This window comes from Flavobacterium sp. (genome assembly GCF_044360715.1).
Lineage (GTDB): Bacteria > Bacteroidota > Bacteroidia > Flavobacteriales > Flavobacteriaceae > Flavobacterium.
The window spans coordinates 84,904-101,670 of the sequence record NZ_JBIKJY010000001.1 but is presented as its reverse complement, the minus strand read 5'-3'; the positions used below and the strand labels follow the sequence as shown (position 1 = coordinate 101,670).

The window sequence follows — 16,767 nt, the reverse complement described above, 5'->3', positions numbered from 1 at the left end:
TATTTGTCATCCTGAACTTGTTTCAGGATCTATAATTATTCAATAATTAATTTTTTAGTAGACGTTTTTCCTTCTTCAGTAATTTTTACAATATACATACCTGGAGTTAAACCAGAAATAGTTACAGCATTATTACTTACTTTAGAATTGATTACTTCTTTTCCTAAAACATTTATTATAGATACATTAATATCACTATTTAAAGCCGTTTCAATAAATAAATTATTTTTCGCTGGATTTGGATACATTTTCAATCCGTCAATTTGTGAGAAAGATTGGTTAGATAGAGTAAAGTTTAGCACAGTATCTACCGTTAACTCGTCTATAGTTATTGCTGTTGGTGTTAGAGTAGCTGAGTCTTGTCTAAATACAAATCCACCTATGCCTGTAATTGCAGCAGTTGGAGTATAAGTAGCTGTCGGCGCTGTAGTTCCTCCGATTGTAGGATTTACACATAAAAATACAGAATTATTAATAAAATCATATCCAAGCACTAAATATTGTGTGGTACCTGTAGCATACAAAGTTGCACCCCAAACAACATCAGTGGTAGCAGCTCCAATTCCATATTGAATTTGCGTTCCGTTTTTTCTAACCCATAATCTTGCATTAGTTAAACTACTTGCGTTGTCAGTAAGAATTGCAAAATAAGCACCCGTTAAATCTGCTGTAATTCCAGAAATATCTGTTACAGAAACTAACATTCTTGCATTAATACTACCAGTTGTAGTATTAGTAAATAAAGTTTTTGATTCAGCTCCGGCGCCACCAAATGAAATTGAATTTCCAGCAGAAGTAATTCCTGTATAATTTAAGTTACCAGTTGAAGCAATAATATTATCACCCGTATTTAAAATACTCCATTTTTGCTCATTATTTAATGAATTTCCAACAGTGTAAGGGAATGAATCAGTAAAAGGCAATGCATTTATTGGCTTACATTCTGGTGCAGTAATTGTTTTAACAATGTTACAACCACCTGAAATAGTTAACGTGTAATTAGTGCCTTCTGTAACGCCAGAAATAATAATATTTCCTGTTGCGGCTGTTGAAGGATTATCACCACTTATAGTACCGGTAGTGGCACTCATTGTATAAGTTGCAGTTCCACCACCTGTAAATGGAATTGTAGTTGTATATGTATCTAAAGCTAAAGTTGTTGCGTTACATACTCTTGTTTCAGCATTTAAAACAAGAGTACAAGGTGCAGCATTAAACCAAGTTGAGTAGATTCTTATACCATCAATAGTTATATTTTGAGCCGGATCATATTGTCTTAAAAAAAATCCTGATGCAGTTGCAGGAACTGTTCCTGACACAGTTACTTCAGGAGTACCTGCTGCTGCTTCAGTAGCTGGTATACCTGTGGCTTTTATCCACATACTAGCGTTACCAGTAGTAGTAACATCATATTTTACAATAATAAGATAAGTTGTGTTTAAATCAAAATCTGTTGGTGTAGTTGCGTATATTGCAGTACCAGTATTTGATAATCCAAAGTTTACTTTTCCAGTAACAGTTGAAGGTTTTACAAATACTCTATTGCTAAAGGTAGTACCTGCAGATAAAAGCCCTGCAAAATAACCTGCATTTCCAGAAGTAACATTTACTAAAAATGTATAATATAGGCTACCTGAAGTAACGCTTGATGCAAAGTTTTTATTTACATCTTCACCTGTAGTGTCTAATCTAGCTGCATTTCCAACAGCTGAAGCTGTAAAGCCAGTTGTTCCTGAATAACCAGTATAATTTAAACCATTAGACGCTCCAACATCAACAGATGCAGTACCTGCACCATTAAAAGCCGTCCAGCCATTAGCAGATAATAATGCGTTATCAGCATAGTTAAAATCTTCTGTAAATACTTGTCCAAAACTAGAAATAGTTAATAAACAAGAAAGTAAAAAGTAAAGTTTTTTCATTTTTTTAGAAATTAAATTGAGTACAAATATAGAAACAAAATTAATTTTAGGCCACATAGGTCACATAAAATTAATGTAAATTTAATAAAGATAAATTATTAGCTAGTTAACAATCAGCTTTCTAGTAGCTGAAGCTTCTCCTTCTTTGATTTTAATGATGTAAACACCTGGGTTTAAATTAGAGATGTTTAATTCTTTAGTGTATAAAGTAGTATCAATTACTTTTTTGCCTAAAACATCAAAAATTTCAACTTTTTTATCCAAATTTAATCTAGAAGTAATGTAAACTTTCCCAGTATTGTTAGGGTTTGGGTACAAACTTAGTCCTTCAATAGTAGGTTCTTGCGATTTAGCTGAACCGCTGTTTCTGCTTTCTTGAGCCAAAGCGCCAATACTAAATGATAAGAAGAATAGGATGATATAAATGTAATTTTTTGCCATAATTTGTATATATGAGGTAAATTTATAAAATAAATATCAATTAGTATACCAAAATAGGAAAAAAATAATTAATTCTGATTAATATTTAATTTTTTGCGTATACAAATCGTAATTTCAAAAATGTAACAATTTGTTGATTTTTTGATGATTTCTTATTTTTTTCAATACTACTTTCTTTTTTCTTAAAAAAACACTAATTTTTTTATCAAATTCTTCGAAGTATTTTTTTTAAGATGTATATTTGCAGCTGAAAATTATCAAAAAAAATATAATTATGAGTCAAAGTGTTACAGCATTTTTAGGCGAAGTAGCTAAAAGAAATGCAAACGAACCAGAATTTATGCAAGCCGTAAGAGAAGTGGCTGAAACCGTAATTCCTTTTATCGAGGCAAATCCAAAATACCAAGGCAAAATGTTATTGGAAAGAATGGTGGAACCAGAAAGAGTAATTATGTTTCGTATAGCTTGGATAGACGACAAAGGAGCTACTCAAGTAAACAAAGGTTTCAGAATTCAAATGAACTCTGCTATCGGACCTTATAAAGGAGGAATTCGTTTTCATCCTTCTGTAAATTTAAGTATTTTAAAATTCTTAGCATTCGAACAAGTTTTCAAAAATTCATTAACTACATTGCCAATGGGTGGTGGAAAAGGTGGTGCCGATTTTGATCCAAAAGGAAAATCAGATGTAGAAATTATGAGATTTTGTCAAGCGTTTATGACAGAATTATCAAAACATATTGGTGCTGATACGGATGTTCCTGCTGGAGATATTGGTGTTGGAGGTCGTGAAGTAGGTTATATGTTTGGTCAATATAAAAGATTAAGAAATGAATTTACTGGTGTATTAACAGGTAAAGGAATTTCTTTTGGAGGTTCACTTATTCGTCCGGAAGCAACAGGTTACGGAGATGTGTATTTCGCAGACAGTATGTTAAAAACAAAAGGTAAAAGTTTTGCTGGACAAACCGTTGTGGTTTCTGGTTCTGGAAACGTAGCACAATATGCGGCTGAAAAAGCAACTCAATTAGGTGGTAAAGTAGTAACTATGTCAGATTCTTCTGGATATATTTATGACGAAGCTGGAATTGACGCTGAAAAATTAGCGTATGTAATGGAAATTAAAAACGTAAATTATGGAAGAATTTCAGATTACGTTAAAAAATATCCATCGGCAAAATTTGTTGAAGGAAAACGTCCTTGGGAAGTAAAATGTGATATTGCATTACCTTGTGCAACTCAAAATGAATTAAACGAGGACGAAGCAAAAACATTAGTTGCAAACGGATGTTTCTGTGTGGCAGAAGGAGCAAACATGCCAACTACTCCAGAAGCGGTTATTGTGTTTCAAAACGCAAAAATATTATTTGCACCAGGTAAAGCATCTAATGCTGGTGGTGTAGCCACTTCAGGTTTAGAAATGTCTCAAAATTCTTTACGTTTAAGTTGGTCTTCAGAAGAAGTAGACGAAAGATTAAAAGGAATTATGAAAAACATCCACGAAGCATGTGTAAAATATGGTTCAGACGGAAATGGTTATGTAGATTACGTTAAAGGTGCTAATATTGCAGGTTTCGTAAAAGTTGCAGATGCTATGTTAGGTCAAGGTGTAGTTTAATAAGTGTTCAGTTTGCAGTAATTAGTAAACAGAAAAGAGTATTTAAAATAAAAAAAGCAGTTTTCATTTTTGAAAACTGCTTTTTTTATACTAATAACTGAACACTAAAAGCGGAACACTGAATACTAAACAATTCCGTTCCATTCATTATAAAACTGCTCTAAAAACGTTTCCATAAAATCATGTCTTTTTTGAGCCAATTTTTTACCTGTTTCCGTATTCATTTTATCTTTTAACAGCAATAATTTTTCGTAAAAATGATTAATTGTAGGCGCAGTTGAATTTTTATATGCTTCTTTTGAAAGCGACAAATTCGGAACGATTTCTGGATTATATATTTCTCTGTTTTTAAAACCACCGTAATTAAATGTTCGTGCAATTCCAATAGCTCCAATTGCATCAAGTCTGTCGGCGTCTTGCACAATTTCCAACTCTTTAGAACTGAAGTTTTTTTCGAAATTACCACCTTTAAATGAAATGTTTTCAATTATAGCCACCACGTGAGAAATGGTTTCTTCCGAAACATTTTCTTTTGTTAAAAAATCACGAGCTGTTTTTGGACCTATAGATTCGTCGCCATCGTGAAATTTACTATCGGCAATATCGTGTAATAAAGCTGCTAATTGAATTACCTCTAAATTGCAGGTTTCTTCTTTTGCAATTAGCAGAGCATTTTTATATACACGTGCTATATGAAACCAATCATGACCACTTTCAGCATTTTCTAGTTGCTTTTTTACGAAGTTTTTTGTGTTTTCTAGTATTGCCATTTTAGTATCGATAAAAAATTCCAAACTCTTTAGGAATTTGGAATTTATGTTTTTAGAATTTAAAAAATTATCTAATTAAAGCAGGCTCAACCCATTTAAAAATTTGACCTTCTTCTGGAATGATTATTCTTTCAGAAATTTTCTTCATTCTTTCTGGTAATTTCATAAGATAATCTCTTGCTTTTTCAGCTTCTGCGGTTAGTCCGTTCATATTTGCAATGTCCCATTTCACGTTTAATTTCTCTAAGATATCAACATAATCAGCGGCAGTATACACGCCAATTCTTTGTGCGGAATCTGAAAACGCTTCAAAAGCACTACCAATTTTCTCGCCCGATTCGCGTAAGAAAAGAGCAGGCATGGTAATTTTTTGCTTCATCATGTATTGAAACGCCAGCATCATTTCGCTAGGATCTACTTTAAATATTTGATTTACAAATTCGCTATAGGCTAAATGATGGCGCATTTCATCACCAGCAATTAAATTACACATTTTGAATAATTTTTTTTCGCCGTATTTTTTAGCAATTAGTGCTACTCTGTTATGAGAAACAAAAGTGGCTAATTCTTGAAAACTGGTGTAAACAAAGTTTTTGTATGGATCTCTTCCGGTTCCAATATCAAAACCATCATTAATTAAATGTTGTGTAGTTTGTTCTATTTCACGCATATTTACTCTTCCAGAAAGATATAAATATTTGTTTAAAGCATCCCCATGACGGTTTTCTTCACCTGTCCAATGGCGTACCCATTTGCTCCATCCATTTCTTTCCACGTTATCCACGCCTTCTACATCCATTAACCAAGATTCGTAGGTTGGTAAAGCTTCTTCTGTAATAGTATCTCCAACTAAAGTAACCCAAAAATCATAAGGTAAATCTTTTGAAATTTCTCTTAATTCTTTTACTTCTTCTAAGAAGTTTTCATTGTTAGAATCTGGTAACAAATCTGTTGGTTGCCAAATTTTTTCTACTGGAATTAAAAATTCTTCCATAAAAGAATCAATTTTCTTTTCCAATAATTGCATGACCTCAAGTCGAATGTTTTGTATTGACATGGTTTTTAATTTATATGTTTTTTTATAATTTCTTCTGTTTTTTCAAAAATTTCATCAAATGAATAGTCAGAAATTTTTAATGGTTCATGAATTTGAAATGTTATTTTTGTTCCTAATCCTAAAGGAAATTGTCCAAACCTATTCATTTTCCAAGAATTATTTATACTAATTGGAACAAAATAGGCGTCTGGAGCAAATTTGAATAACATTTTCAATCCGTTTGTTGCAAATTCTTTTGGAACTCCTGTTTTACTTCTTGTTCCTTCTGGAAAAATAACCATCGAACGATTTGTACTATTAATGTATTCTCCTGCTTTTTTTATTTCTGCTAAAGCTTGTTTTCCGTCTTTTCTATCTATTAATGCAGAACCCCCAATTCTTAGATTTAAAGAAACACTTGGAATGCCTTTGCCAAGCTCTTTTTTACTGATAAATTTTGGATGCACATTTCTTAAAAACCAAATAATTGGAATAATATCGTGCATACTTTGATGGTTACAAACTAAAATTAAAGGTTTGTTTTTTGGTAAATTTTCTCGCCCAGCTAAAGAATACGTGGTGCCTAAAATATGTGCAGTTCTTAATAAAAAAAAGTTTAGAACCGCTACAGACATTCTATGTGCATTATACCCAAAAACGTAGTAACAAACCAATTGAATAGGGTGAAAAATGAGCAACCAAAATAAAAAAACTATTGCATATAGTACCGATAATGGATACGAAATAATTTTTTGCATACCTTTTTTTTGTTATAACGTTTTCAAAGGTACGAGTTAAAAATAAAAAAACCACCAATTAGGTGGTTTTTATAGTATGCTTGCATAGTAATTAGCAAAATTCGTTGTAGGCGTCTTTTAAGTTTTCTGCAATAAGTTCTGCAGGACGGCCTTCAATATGATGGCGTTCTAACATATGAACTAATTCGCCGTCTTTAAATAACGCCATACAAGGTGAAGAAGGTGGAAAAGGGAACATATGTTCTCTTGCTTTGTCCACTGCTTCTTTGTCAACTCCTGCAAAAACAGTTACTAAATTACTTGGTTTTTTTGCGTTTTCTAAACTCATTTTTGCTCCTGGACGAGCATTTCTTGCTGCACAACCACAAACTGAATTTACAACTACTAAAGTTGTTCCTGTTTGACTGATAGCTTGTTCAACGGTTTCAGCTGAATATAAATCTTGAAAACCTGCATCAGATAATTCTGCACGCATCGGTTTTACCATTTCTTCTGGATACATATTTTGTTTTTTTAATTATCGTTTATAATGTACAAATTTACAAAGTTTTTACTTCTACACATATAAACTTTTCATAAAGATTTGTTATCGTGCTATAAATTTGATCATATCTTTAAAATTGTATGCTATATTTGTAATAATTAATTTAGTTATGAAATATTATATTTTATTTTTTTTAAGTCTTGCTACATATAGTTTTGCACAAGAACTCAAAGATGCAGAAATTGAATTGATACATATTAAAAGCAAACCTAAAATTGTAACTATCTTAAAAAGAGTAAATAAGCAATTATTAAAAAAAACCGATACTACAAGTTTTGTTTTCAATTTGCGTCAAATAAATTTAAAAAATTCGGATACAATTATTAACAGAAATGAAGAGCAAATTATAAAAATTTCAAATTTCAATAATACGTTTTCAAAAAAAAATGTCATTGAAAATAAAAACAATTGGTTTTCAAATTTTAAAGAAATTTTTAAAGCATATACTTCAGATGAATCACCAATTGGATGGCTTTCGGGTTTTCCGATTCGTAAAAATTTAACCACTGCCGAATTGGACTTTTTTATTCATCCAAATGGATATGAATTTACCAGAGAATGGTTAGATAATGATGAGTTATTGGTAACTTTTGAATCAAAAGGGTTTTATAAAGGGAATTTTATTGTGGATAAAAATTACAATTTATTGCAATTAAATTATGAAACTCAAGAACCTTATCCGTTCTTTTATTCCAGTGAAGAAAATATTGGTAAAAATCATAAATTCACTTCAAACTGGATATACCAAAGGGAAAAAGTCGCTATGAATTTTGAAATTGTGAAAAATAAAATGGTTTTGAAATCGTTAAGTATCGAAGAAAAATTACGAGATTTTACATTTAAACGATTTGATGAAAAAGGCGTTATTTTTACAGATGTAAATCAGTTTTATACCAATATAAAATTGGTAAATAAGAAATTACAAGAATAAAAAAGTTTGATTCTGAAACTAGTTCAGAATGTCTGGATGAAACTAAAAAATTCGGTTCAATAATGCTTTAATAAATAAGCTTTTTGGACATATCCAAATGACTTGCAAGTCTTCCCATATAGAAGTTTCTTCATCTAAGAATTTGAAAATTAAAGGTGCTTTTCCAGTTTTAAACATACTCGAAAAAATGGCGCTTCCATATTGATTGGTTTGATACAAAATGTCAATTAATAATAAATCGTAAAACCAAAATTTATTGATTTTATGAAATTTAGTAAAATCATTTTCTGTTCGTAAAAACCTAACTAATTCTCTTGATTTTTTTACCGAATTTTTAAATGTATAACCCGTACTAGCTTTGCTCCATCCCCCTGCCGATCCAATATTTATTATGTTTTTACTGTTATTTTTCCAAAACGGAAAACACGTCATTGGAATGTTACCTTGTTCTTTTTCTACGATTTCATATTCGGCAATACCTAATTTTTTAATGTAGATTTCAATTTCAGCTTCGTATGCTTCTTTTGAAAGTAAATCTTTAGAAAACAACGTATATTCTAATAATGCTTCAGTTGATGAAGTCGGTAAAATATACATAAAGCGCGTATTTCCTTTTTGTGCTACTGAAAAATCCATAAAAGTAGGGCAATCTTCAGTAAAAACAGCTTCCTTACTTTTAATAAACCAACCAATAAAATGTTGTTGTACTAAAGGAAACTTAGTTTGTGATTTTACAAATTCCGGATTGTAGATGCTATTGAAAATTTGATTGCAGGTAAACGATTTCGTTTTAGTTTGAACCACACAATGATGGCCAAATTCTGAAAAATCAAGTACCTCATCTTGAAAAATTTCGATGTTTTTATGTTGTAAAATCGTATCAAACATCAATTTATAAAAATCCGAACTTTTTATCATTTTATATGAGTACGGAAACAAATTTAATTGATTGCTGAAGTTTTCGTTGTTAAACCAAGCGCGTTGCCAATTTTTAGTACTAATTTCATCAAATAAATTTTCAGTATCCCAAAAACACCACGTTCTGTCGTTTTTGTTTTTCGCATCGGAATCTATCAAAAGTATTTTTTTATCAGAAAACTGCCCAGATTTCACCATTTCAAAAAGGGTCAATAAAGCCGATAAGCCGTTTCCGGTAAATATGTAATGATAGTGTTTCATTTGTTACATTCTGAAAGAAAAACCAAAAGCTGCGTAATAGCTTGGCGCATTTTTAGTAACTCCGAATCCTGATGACAAATCTAGCATAAAATTATCATTAATCAAATAAGTTATTCCTCCATCAATTGAATGATTTGCAGTTGCATTTTCAGGTAAAAAGCCAAAAACTTCAATATAACTTCCTATTCTTTCCGAAATAGAATAACCTGTTGCAATGGTATAAATAAATGTAGCTTCGGGCGAGTTTCCGTCCCATTCGCTTCCTAGATTATAACTAAAAGACATTTTTTCTGAAAGGGTGTGTTGCATTACAAAACGAAATTCGGCCGCTGTAAATTCATTTTTATATTTTGATGACGCTACATTTGGTAGTCCAACGTGTCCTATAAATGAAGTTTTAGGAAAAATCCCTTTTTCTTCAGCAATTTTAATTTTACATCCAACAAGCACCGGGTTTAATCCTGAAATTTCTGAGTCCAAATTGTTGTCGATTAAAAATTCAGTGATTAATCGCAATTCAAAATTATCGTTGACTCCATATTTCCACAAAGAAGAAGGCAAAGTCAAGGTTTTACTATTAGCGTTATTTTTTTGAAAACTGAATCCGTTTTCCACTTGAAACATTTTCTTTGGAACTAAATAGGGCGTTTCTGTTTGGTCGGGTCTATCCGTTTGTATGGGTTCAACTTCTTGACTAAACGCTAAAAAAGGAATCCAAATTAGTAATAGTATGATTTTTTTCATATATATTTTTTAGGCAAATCTAAAAATATTTTTTTAAATCCGTAAATTTATTTTACATTTGCTTTTCAAATATACAAAATGACCACTTCTGAAGAAAATTATTTGAAAGTTATTTATCATTTATCAAACCTTTCACCAAAAGGCGTGAATACTAATGCTATTGCTGCAATGTTAGATACAAAAGCTTCCTCTGTAACAGATATGCTTAAAAAATTATCTGAAAAAGATTGGATACATTATCAAAAATACCAAGGCGTTTCATTAACAGATAAAGGAAAATTTAATGCCAAAATAATTGTAAGAAAACACCGTTTATGGGAAGTTTTTTTAGTAGAAAAGCTCGGTTTCGCTTGGGATGAGGTACACGAAGTTGCGGAAGAATTAGAACACATTCAGTCTGAAAAATTAATCAATCAATTGGATCAGTTTTTAAATTTTCCAAGTTTTGATCCGCACGGCGATCCTATTCCGAATGCAAAAGGAGAAATAATAAAAATAGAAAAGCAATTGGTTTCTGAAATCGAAGTTGGTAAAACCATGACCTGTGTGGGCGTAAAAGATACTTCTGTTGATTTTTTACAATATTTGAACAAACAGAACATTTCGTTGGGTACAAAAATGAAAGTGTTAGAAAAAGAACCATTTGATGGAACCCTTAAAATTGAAGTGAATTCAAATGTTTTAGTTATTTCAGATAAAATTGCGAATAATTTATATGTAAAATAAAAACAACACAGATTTTAGGAATATTTAAAATTTTAATGATTTCTAAAATCAGTGTTTTAAAAAGTAAAATTAAATGTACAACGATTTAATAAAACATTTAGAAGGAATTGATCCAATATTAGCCGCTTTTTATGCTACGATGTTTACGTGGTTGGTTACTGCTGCCGGAGCTTCATTAGTATTCTTTTTTAAAACTATGAATCGTGCTGTTTTAGACGGAATGTTAGGTTTTACAGGAGGTGTTATGGTAGCGGCAAGTTATTGGAGTTTGCTGGCGCCAGCCATAGAAATGAGTGAAGGTGAAGGTTTTACTAAAGTTATTCCTGCTGCAAGCGGTTTTTTAATGGGGGCTTTGTTTTTATTTGCATTAGATAAAACCTTACCCCATTTGCATATTAATTTTAAAGAAACAGAAGGGATAAAATCGCCTTGGCAACGGACAACTTTATTGGTTTTAGCTATCACTTTACATAATATTCCAGAAGGTTTGGCGGTTGGAGTTTTGTTTGGCGGCGTTGCAGCTGGCATTCCAGAAGCATCTATTGCAGGGGCTGTTACGTTAGCTATAGGTATTGGAATTCAAAATTTTCCGGAAGGAATTGCCGTTTCTATGCCCTTACGAAGAATGGGAATGAGTCGTAGAAAAAGTTTTATGTACGGGCAATCGTCTGCAATTGTAGAACCTATTGCCGGAGTTTTAGGCGCCGTTGCTGTTACTTTTTTCACTCCCATTTTACCTTATGCATTGGCATTTGCAGCTGGGGCTATGATTTTCGTAGTCGTAGAAGAAGTGATACCAGAAACCCAACAAGATAAAAATACCGATATTGCCACCTTAGGATTTATTGCAGGATTTATTGTAATGATGAGTTTAGATGTAGCTTTGGGGTAATATTTACTACAATTTTTAATTTCAATATTAGCTATATTTTAATCAAAAATCAACTAAAATAGTTATAGTTTAATACCTAATGAAATATAGAAAGTTCGTCCTTCACCAGGAAGAATACCAGGCCCTGGATAACCGCCAGCTCTTCTAGTTGCATAATTTTTATCTAAAAGATTGTTCACTCCCGCTCTTACATTGTAATGTTTTAGAAATTTATATTCTGACGAAAAATCCATTACTCGATATTGTTCTAATAGGCCCGTTACTCCGTTTGAAGATGGCGCAACTGTGTTGTTAGCATCCGTAAAAATTTTACCTGACATTCTGTATTGTAATGTGGTAGAAAAGCTAGTATTTCCCCAAGAAAGACCAAAATTATGAATGTATCTAGGAGCATTTTCAACTCTATTCCCTGAAAGATTAGTTTCTGTTATTGTTACATTTGGTGCTGAACCTGTAGCACTAAAAATACTAAAATCAGTATAGCGGCTATCAATAAAACTAATAGATGCAAAAAGATCTAGGTTACCATATGGTTTTTCTATTTGGAAGAAACGAGTTATATTTATATTTAAAAAGCCTTCAATTCCTTTGTTTATGGTTTCTCCTAAATTTGTTCTGAATATGAAAGTTCCTTTAGTGGGATCATCATTAATAAATTGTCTAACACCACCAATTCTATTATTGTAACTTAAATAAAACAAACTAAAATCAAAATTTAAATAGTTTTTATATGTTCCTCTAAAACCTAAATCAGCATTAAAACCGCTTGCATCTTTCAAATTAGGGTCAATTACATCTGTAACGGCTGGTGGGGTAATGTCTGAAAATAAGACGGGTCTAAATGCTTGAGTAATATTGGCATAAATATTAGTACTAATAAATTTATATTCTAACCCTAATCCAAATAATGGTTGGTTTCTTGATGTAGATTTAACAGGCATTATAATGTCATTACCACTGCTAATACCAAATCTTCCTTCTCCTGTATTTTTAATATATTCATAACGAACTCCTGGAGTAACACTAAATTTTTCAGATACTTTAAATTGATTTTCAGCAAAAACAGCCACATTTTCTGTAGTAAAATCTAAATCTCTTCCAAATCTTCCGTCAATTGACAAATCAAAATCAGCACCAGTTGTTCCTTTGCCATCTTGAACACGACGTGTACTGGCTTTGTTTAGTCGCGCTCCAAAAGCAAGATTATTAGCAATTTTACCTAGTTTGTATTTTAAGATATTACGATTTTCAACACCAAAATTTTTATAATAATCACGGTCAACTCGTCTATTTGCAAAATCATTAGTCACAGAGTTTATTACATCTTCAATATTTGGAGTAGCAGTAAATCCTACGCTATTACGCTCACCTATAAGTCCAAAAAGTTTGGTATTAGATGAAAAACGATTATTGACTTTAGTGTCAAAATTAATAGCAAATACATTCCAAGGCGTACCAAACCAGTTTCTTTCTCTTAAAGATTGTTGGGGGTTATTTTTAAATTGATTATCAGTTAATCCTCCGGCTTGCTGCATTTTGTAATCCATATTCGTATATTCTGCAGTAAGCTTGGTTTTTTCTGTAAAATGGTAAGCTATGAAAGCGTGTGTATTTCTAACGGAATACTTACTGTTGTCTCTCCAGCCATCACCACTTCGGGAATGATTGTAGATGTAATAAGAAAATTTATTGTATTTTCCACCAATGGCATTAAAGCTACTCATTAAACCGTAACTACCTACTGTATTTTGTGATTCAAATGAAAATGGTTTTTTAGTTTCTCTTTTTAAAACGTAGTTTAACATCCCACCAAATTGAGGGCCAAACTGAAGGGCAGATCCACCACGAACTAATTCTATTGTTTCCACAGCCTCTAATGGTGGATTATAATACGCTTCTGGATACCCAAATACATCGGATGAAATGTCGTATCCATTCTGTCGGGTATTCAATTCCCAACTTCTATTTGGACTTAGACCGCGTACGCCCACGTTAATTTGTATTCCGGACCCTTCATTTTCCCAAATGGTAACTCCTGGAACTCTTGAAAAAATTTCTCTGGCATTGTTAGTGGTAAAATTTCCATTAATATTAGAAAGTCTTAAAACTTCATTTTTCTTACCTGAAAAAAGAATATTTTCTTTTATTTCTGGCATTCTTTCTGGACTTTGTTGTTTTGTTTTAATGACAACAGGTTCTATTTTATAGATGGTATCGGCGCTTTTAATTTTTTGATTTTGACTTATTGAAACACCACTAATTAATGTGGTGATAATTACAAATACTTTTCTCATTTTTATTTAGATTAATTCTAGACAACAAAATTAATTACTTAATTTTATTTAGACAAATTATAAATAAAAACTTTTTAAGGATTTTTAAATTTTAAATATTTATAAATATTTAGGGTAAATTTTAGCATAAAATTAAATTTAATTGTTAATATTTGTCAAATTAAATTTAATTAAGAACATTTTTTTAAATATTAAAAATGTAAAAATTCATTTTTTTTTTGAATTAGAACTATTAATGACAACTGCAGTCATCTCCGCAACCTTTTTTATTTGCTTTTTTCTTCCAAAAGAATTTTTTTAATAAAAAACCAACGGCTAAAGTCAAACAGATGTATGTTAAAATTTCTTGCAAATTCATAAATTCCAATTTTTTAAATTTTTAAGTTAACAACACGGATTATTAAAATTAAATAAATTTCTACAATCTGTGTTTATAAAAAAGTTCTAATATTAACTTGTTCATAACAAATTAAAAGCAAACTTTGTGTTTATGTGTTTAAAAACCTATTTTAGTGTTTGATATGCTATTAGTGCAACCAAATAAGCAAATCCGCTCATAAAAACCAGTTGAATAATCGGCCATTTCCACGAGTTGGTTTCTTTTTTCACAATAGCAAGTGTACTTACGCATTGCATCGCAAAAGCATAAAATAACAGTAATGAAATTCCAGTGGCAAAATTAAATATCTTATTTCCTTTAGCATCAATGTCTTCCGCCATTTTCATTTTTATAGTAGCTTCTTCTTCGCTCTGATTTCCTACACTATAAATGGTGGCAAGTGTTCCAACAAATACTTCTCTGGCTGCAAAAGAACTTACAACAGCAATTCCAATTTTCCAATCGTAACCTAATGGTTTTATGGCAGGCTCAATGGTTTTTCCCATAATCCCAATGTAGGAATTTTCTAATTTATAAGCTGAAACATTATTTTCAATCACAGAAGGATTTATTTTTTGTTCATTAGAATATACCTGTTTTTCAACGATTTCTTGCGCGTTATTAAAATTTTCTCCAGGTCCGTGTGAGCCTAAAAACCATAAAATTACTGATAAAGCTAAAATTATTTTTCCAGCTCCCGTTACAAATGCTTTTGTTTTTTCAAGAACATTTAGGGCTACATTTTTTAAAAGAGGAACTTTATAACTCGGCATTTCTACAATGAAATACGATTTGCATTTTAATTTTAGTGCCTTATTTAGTAAATATGCCGAGCCAATTGCTACCACAAAAGCCAATAAATACAATGCCATTAAAGTTAAACCTTGTAAACTGAAACCTAAAAATCGTTTTTCTGGAATAATTAATGAAATTAATATGGCGTAAACTGGTAAGCGTGCAGAACAAGTAATAAAAGGTGTGATTAAAATTGTAATTAAACGTTCTTTCCAATTTTCAATATTTCGAGCACTCATTATGGCAGGAATAGCACAAGCCGTTCCAGAAATTAAAGGCACAATACTTTTTCCGGACAAGCCGAATTTTCGCATAATTTTATCCATTAAAAATACGACACGACTCATATAACCGCTTTCTTCTAAAACAGAAATAAACAGGAACAAAAAGGCAATTTGTGGAATAAAAATAATAATCCCTCCAATTCCAGGAATGATTCCGTCAGAAAGTAAATCTGTAAATTTTCCTTTCGGAAGATTCTCTTTAGTTAATGCACTAAATTTTGAAAAAGTAGTATCTATAAAATCCATTGGAATGCTACTCCAATCGAAAATAGATTGAAAAATAAGTAATAATATGCCAAAGAAAATTAAATATCCAAAGACTTTGTGAGTTAAAATATTGTCTAATTTACTTTGAAAATCGGTCGCTTTTGATTTGTCGATTTTTTGGGTAATCTTCAACGTATCATTAATAAATTGATACCTTTTTATGGTTTCTTTTTGTTGTAGTTTTTTTAAATCAGAGTGCGATCGGGTAAAGTTGTTTTCTATTGCGTTTCGTTCTAAATTTAGGAAGTTTACATCTTGCGTAATTACCAGCCATAATTTATAAAGTAACTGATTTGGAAATGCTTTTTTAAGACGATTAAAATATTCTATATCAATAGAACTCGAATTTAAACAAGCTTCTGTAGAAAGATTTTTGTAATTTAAAATTAATTCTTTTATATACTCAATTCCAATATTTTTTCTGGAACTTATTAAGGCAATTTTGGTTTTTAATTCTGTTTCAAGCAACGGAATGTTTAGTTCAATTCCTTTTTGTTTCATTCGGTCACTCATATTAATTATAAGTAACGTTGGAATTTCCAAATCCTTTATTTGTGTAAAAAGCAATAAATTTCTCTTCAAGTTTTCCACTTCAGTAACCACAACAGCCACATCTGGAAAATCTTCATCATTTTTATTTAATAGCAGTTCAATTACTACATTTTCATCAATAGAATTGGCATTTAAACTATACGTTCCTGGTAAATCAATAATTTTAGCTTTCGTAATTTGATTGAGTTTACAAATGCCTGTTTTTTTATCCACAGTAATTCCAGGATAATTTCCCACTTGCTGATTTAATCCTGTTAACTGATTAAAAACAGAAGTTTTACCCACATTTGGATTCCCTATTAACGCAACTTTTATGGTATTAGAATACATTTATTGAATAGATTCTTGTAAAATATAGATTTCTTGAGCTATTTTTTTTCTAATCGCCACTTTAGCATCGTTTATATTAAAAAATAAAGGATCTCCCATTGGCGCCACCTGAATTAATTGGATAGTATTACCAGGCAAACAACCCATTTCAATAAGTTTTAATGGAATTTCATCAATATTAATATCCGAAATTTGAGCCATTTGTCCCTTTTTTAATACACTAGCATTACTATTTTTCACAAACTTATTTAGATTGAATTAAAATACAAAGATAACATATTCCGAAAACAAAAACCTAACAATTA

16 protein-coding genes are annotated in these 16,767 nt (G+C 31.0%); 4 read left to right on the top strand and 12 right to left on the bottom strand.

The genetic code is table 11. The features are described from left to right. Window positions 1-35 precede the first annotated feature (35 nt). Window positions 36-1,922, bottom strand: a complete 1,887-nt coding sequence (locus tag ACIQ16_RS00405; protein WP_396148040.1) for a T9SS type A sorting domain-containing protein — start codon at window positions 1,920-1,922, stop codon at window positions 36-38. 102 nt (window positions 1,923-2,024) lie between these two features. Beyond that, a complete protein-coding gene (locus tag ACIQ16_RS00400) occupies window positions 2,025-2,363 on the bottom strand; it encodes a T9SS type A sorting domain-containing protein (RefSeq protein WP_396148039.1) in 339 nt (112 codons plus the stop codon). Window positions 2,364-2,637: 274 nt separating this feature from the next. On the opposite strand from ACIQ16_RS00400, the gene gdhA reads away from it, so the two are divergent. After that, complete coding sequence (gene gdhA / locus ACIQ16_RS00395) at window positions 2,638-3,981, top strand: NADP-specific glutamate dehydrogenase (protein ID WP_396148038.1); 1,344 nt, start codon at window positions 2,638-2,640, stop codon at window positions 3,979-3,981. Between the two features lie 125 nt (window positions 3,982-4,106). Here the strand turns inward: gdhA and ACIQ16_RS00390 are convergent, their stop codons facing one another. The 4 genes from ACIQ16_RS00390 to ACIQ16_RS00375 all read right to left on the bottom strand — a co-directional run bounded on the left by ACIQ16_RS00390 (window position 4,107) and on the right by ACIQ16_RS00375 (window position 7,047). After that, a complete protein-coding gene (locus ACIQ16_RS00390; RefSeq protein WP_396148037.1) occupies window positions 4,107-4,751 on the bottom strand; it encodes an HD domain-containing protein in 645 nt (214 codons plus the stop codon). A gap of 67 nt (window positions 4,752-4,818) precedes the next feature. Next, a complete protein-coding gene (locus tag ACIQ16_RS00385) occupies window positions 4,819-5,808 on the bottom strand; it encodes an acyl-ACP desaturase (protein ID WP_396148036.1) in 990 nt (329 codons plus the stop codon). A 5-nt stretch (window positions 5,809-5,813) separates the two neighbouring features. Then, window positions 5,814-6,545, bottom strand: a complete 732-nt coding sequence (locus tag ACIQ16_RS00380; RefSeq protein ID WP_396148035.1) for a lysophospholipid acyltransferase family protein — start codon at window positions 6,543-6,545, stop codon at window positions 5,814-5,816. Window positions 6,546-6,636: 91 nt separating this feature from the next. Next, window positions 6,637-7,047, bottom strand: a complete 411-nt coding sequence (locus tag ACIQ16_RS00375) for a BrxA/BrxB family bacilliredoxin (RefSeq protein WP_396148034.1) — start codon at window positions 7,045-7,047, stop codon at window positions 6,637-6,639. 151 nt (window positions 7,048-7,198) lie between these two features. Between ACIQ16_RS00375 and ACIQ16_RS00370 the strand changes: the two genes are divergently transcribed. Further along, a complete protein-coding gene (locus tag ACIQ16_RS00370) occupies window positions 7,199-8,020 on the top strand; it encodes a hypothetical protein (RefSeq protein WP_396148033.1) in 822 nt (273 codons plus the stop codon). A gap of 42 nt (window positions 8,021-8,062) precedes the next feature. Here ACIQ16_RS00370 and ACIQ16_RS00365 read toward each other — a convergent pair whose 3' ends face one another. Both ACIQ16_RS00365 and ACIQ16_RS00360 read right to left on the bottom strand, forming a co-directional pair. Then, window positions 8,063-9,199, bottom strand: coding sequence for a lycopene cyclase family protein (locus ACIQ16_RS00365; protein WP_396148032.1), 1,137 nt, complete (start codon window positions 9,197-9,199; stop codon window positions 8,063-8,065). A gap of 3 nt (window positions 9,200-9,202) precedes the next feature. After that, window positions 9,203-9,943 carry a transporter gene (locus ACIQ16_RS00360; RefSeq protein ID WP_396148031.1) on the bottom strand — a complete coding sequence of 247 codons (741 nt, stop codon included), beginning with the start codon at window positions 9,941-9,943 and terminating at the stop codon, window positions 9,203-9,205. Window positions 9,944-10,021: 78 nt separating this feature from the next. Between ACIQ16_RS00360 and ACIQ16_RS00355 the strand changes: the two genes are divergently transcribed. After that, window positions 10,022-10,669, top strand: coding sequence for a metal-dependent transcriptional regulator (locus tag ACIQ16_RS00355; protein ID WP_396148030.1), 648 nt, complete (start codon window positions 10,022-10,024; stop codon window positions 10,667-10,669). Window positions 10,670-10,742: 73 nt separating this feature from the next. Then, complete coding sequence (locus tag ACIQ16_RS00350; protein ID WP_396148029.1) at window positions 10,743-11,561, top strand: ZIP family metal transporter; 819 nt, start codon at window positions 10,743-10,745, stop codon at window positions 11,559-11,561. Between the two features lie 62 nt (window positions 11,562-11,623). On the opposite strand, the gene ACIQ16_RS00345 is transcribed toward ACIQ16_RS00350, so the two are convergent. From ACIQ16_RS00345 to ACIQ16_RS00330, 4 genes are all read right to left on the bottom strand, one after another. Beyond that, window positions 11,624-13,855 (bottom strand): TonB-dependent receptor family protein, encoded by a 2,232-nt coding sequence (locus tag ACIQ16_RS00345; protein WP_396148028.1) that lies wholly within the window; start codon window positions 13,853-13,855, stop codon window positions 11,624-11,626. A gap of 232 nt (window positions 13,856-14,087) precedes the next feature. Then, a complete protein-coding gene (locus ACIQ16_RS00340; RefSeq protein WP_396148027.1) occupies window positions 14,088-14,213 on the bottom strand; it encodes a FeoB-associated Cys-rich membrane protein in 126 nt (41 codons plus the stop codon). A 146-nt stretch (window positions 14,214-14,359) separates the two neighbouring features. Next, window positions 14,360-16,462: a ferrous iron transport protein B gene (gene feoB / locus ACIQ16_RS00335; protein ID WP_396148026.1), complete on the bottom strand. Its 2,103-nt coding sequence runs from the start codon at window positions 16,460-16,462 to the stop codon at window positions 14,360-14,362. Continuing rightward, on the bottom strand, window positions 16,463-16,702 hold the full coding sequence (locus tag ACIQ16_RS00330) for a ferrous iron transport protein A (RefSeq protein WP_396148025.1): 240 nt from the start codon (window positions 16,700-16,702) through the stop codon (window positions 16,463-16,465). It abuts the gene before it with no gap. Window positions 16,703-16,767: the final 65 nt, after the last annotated feature.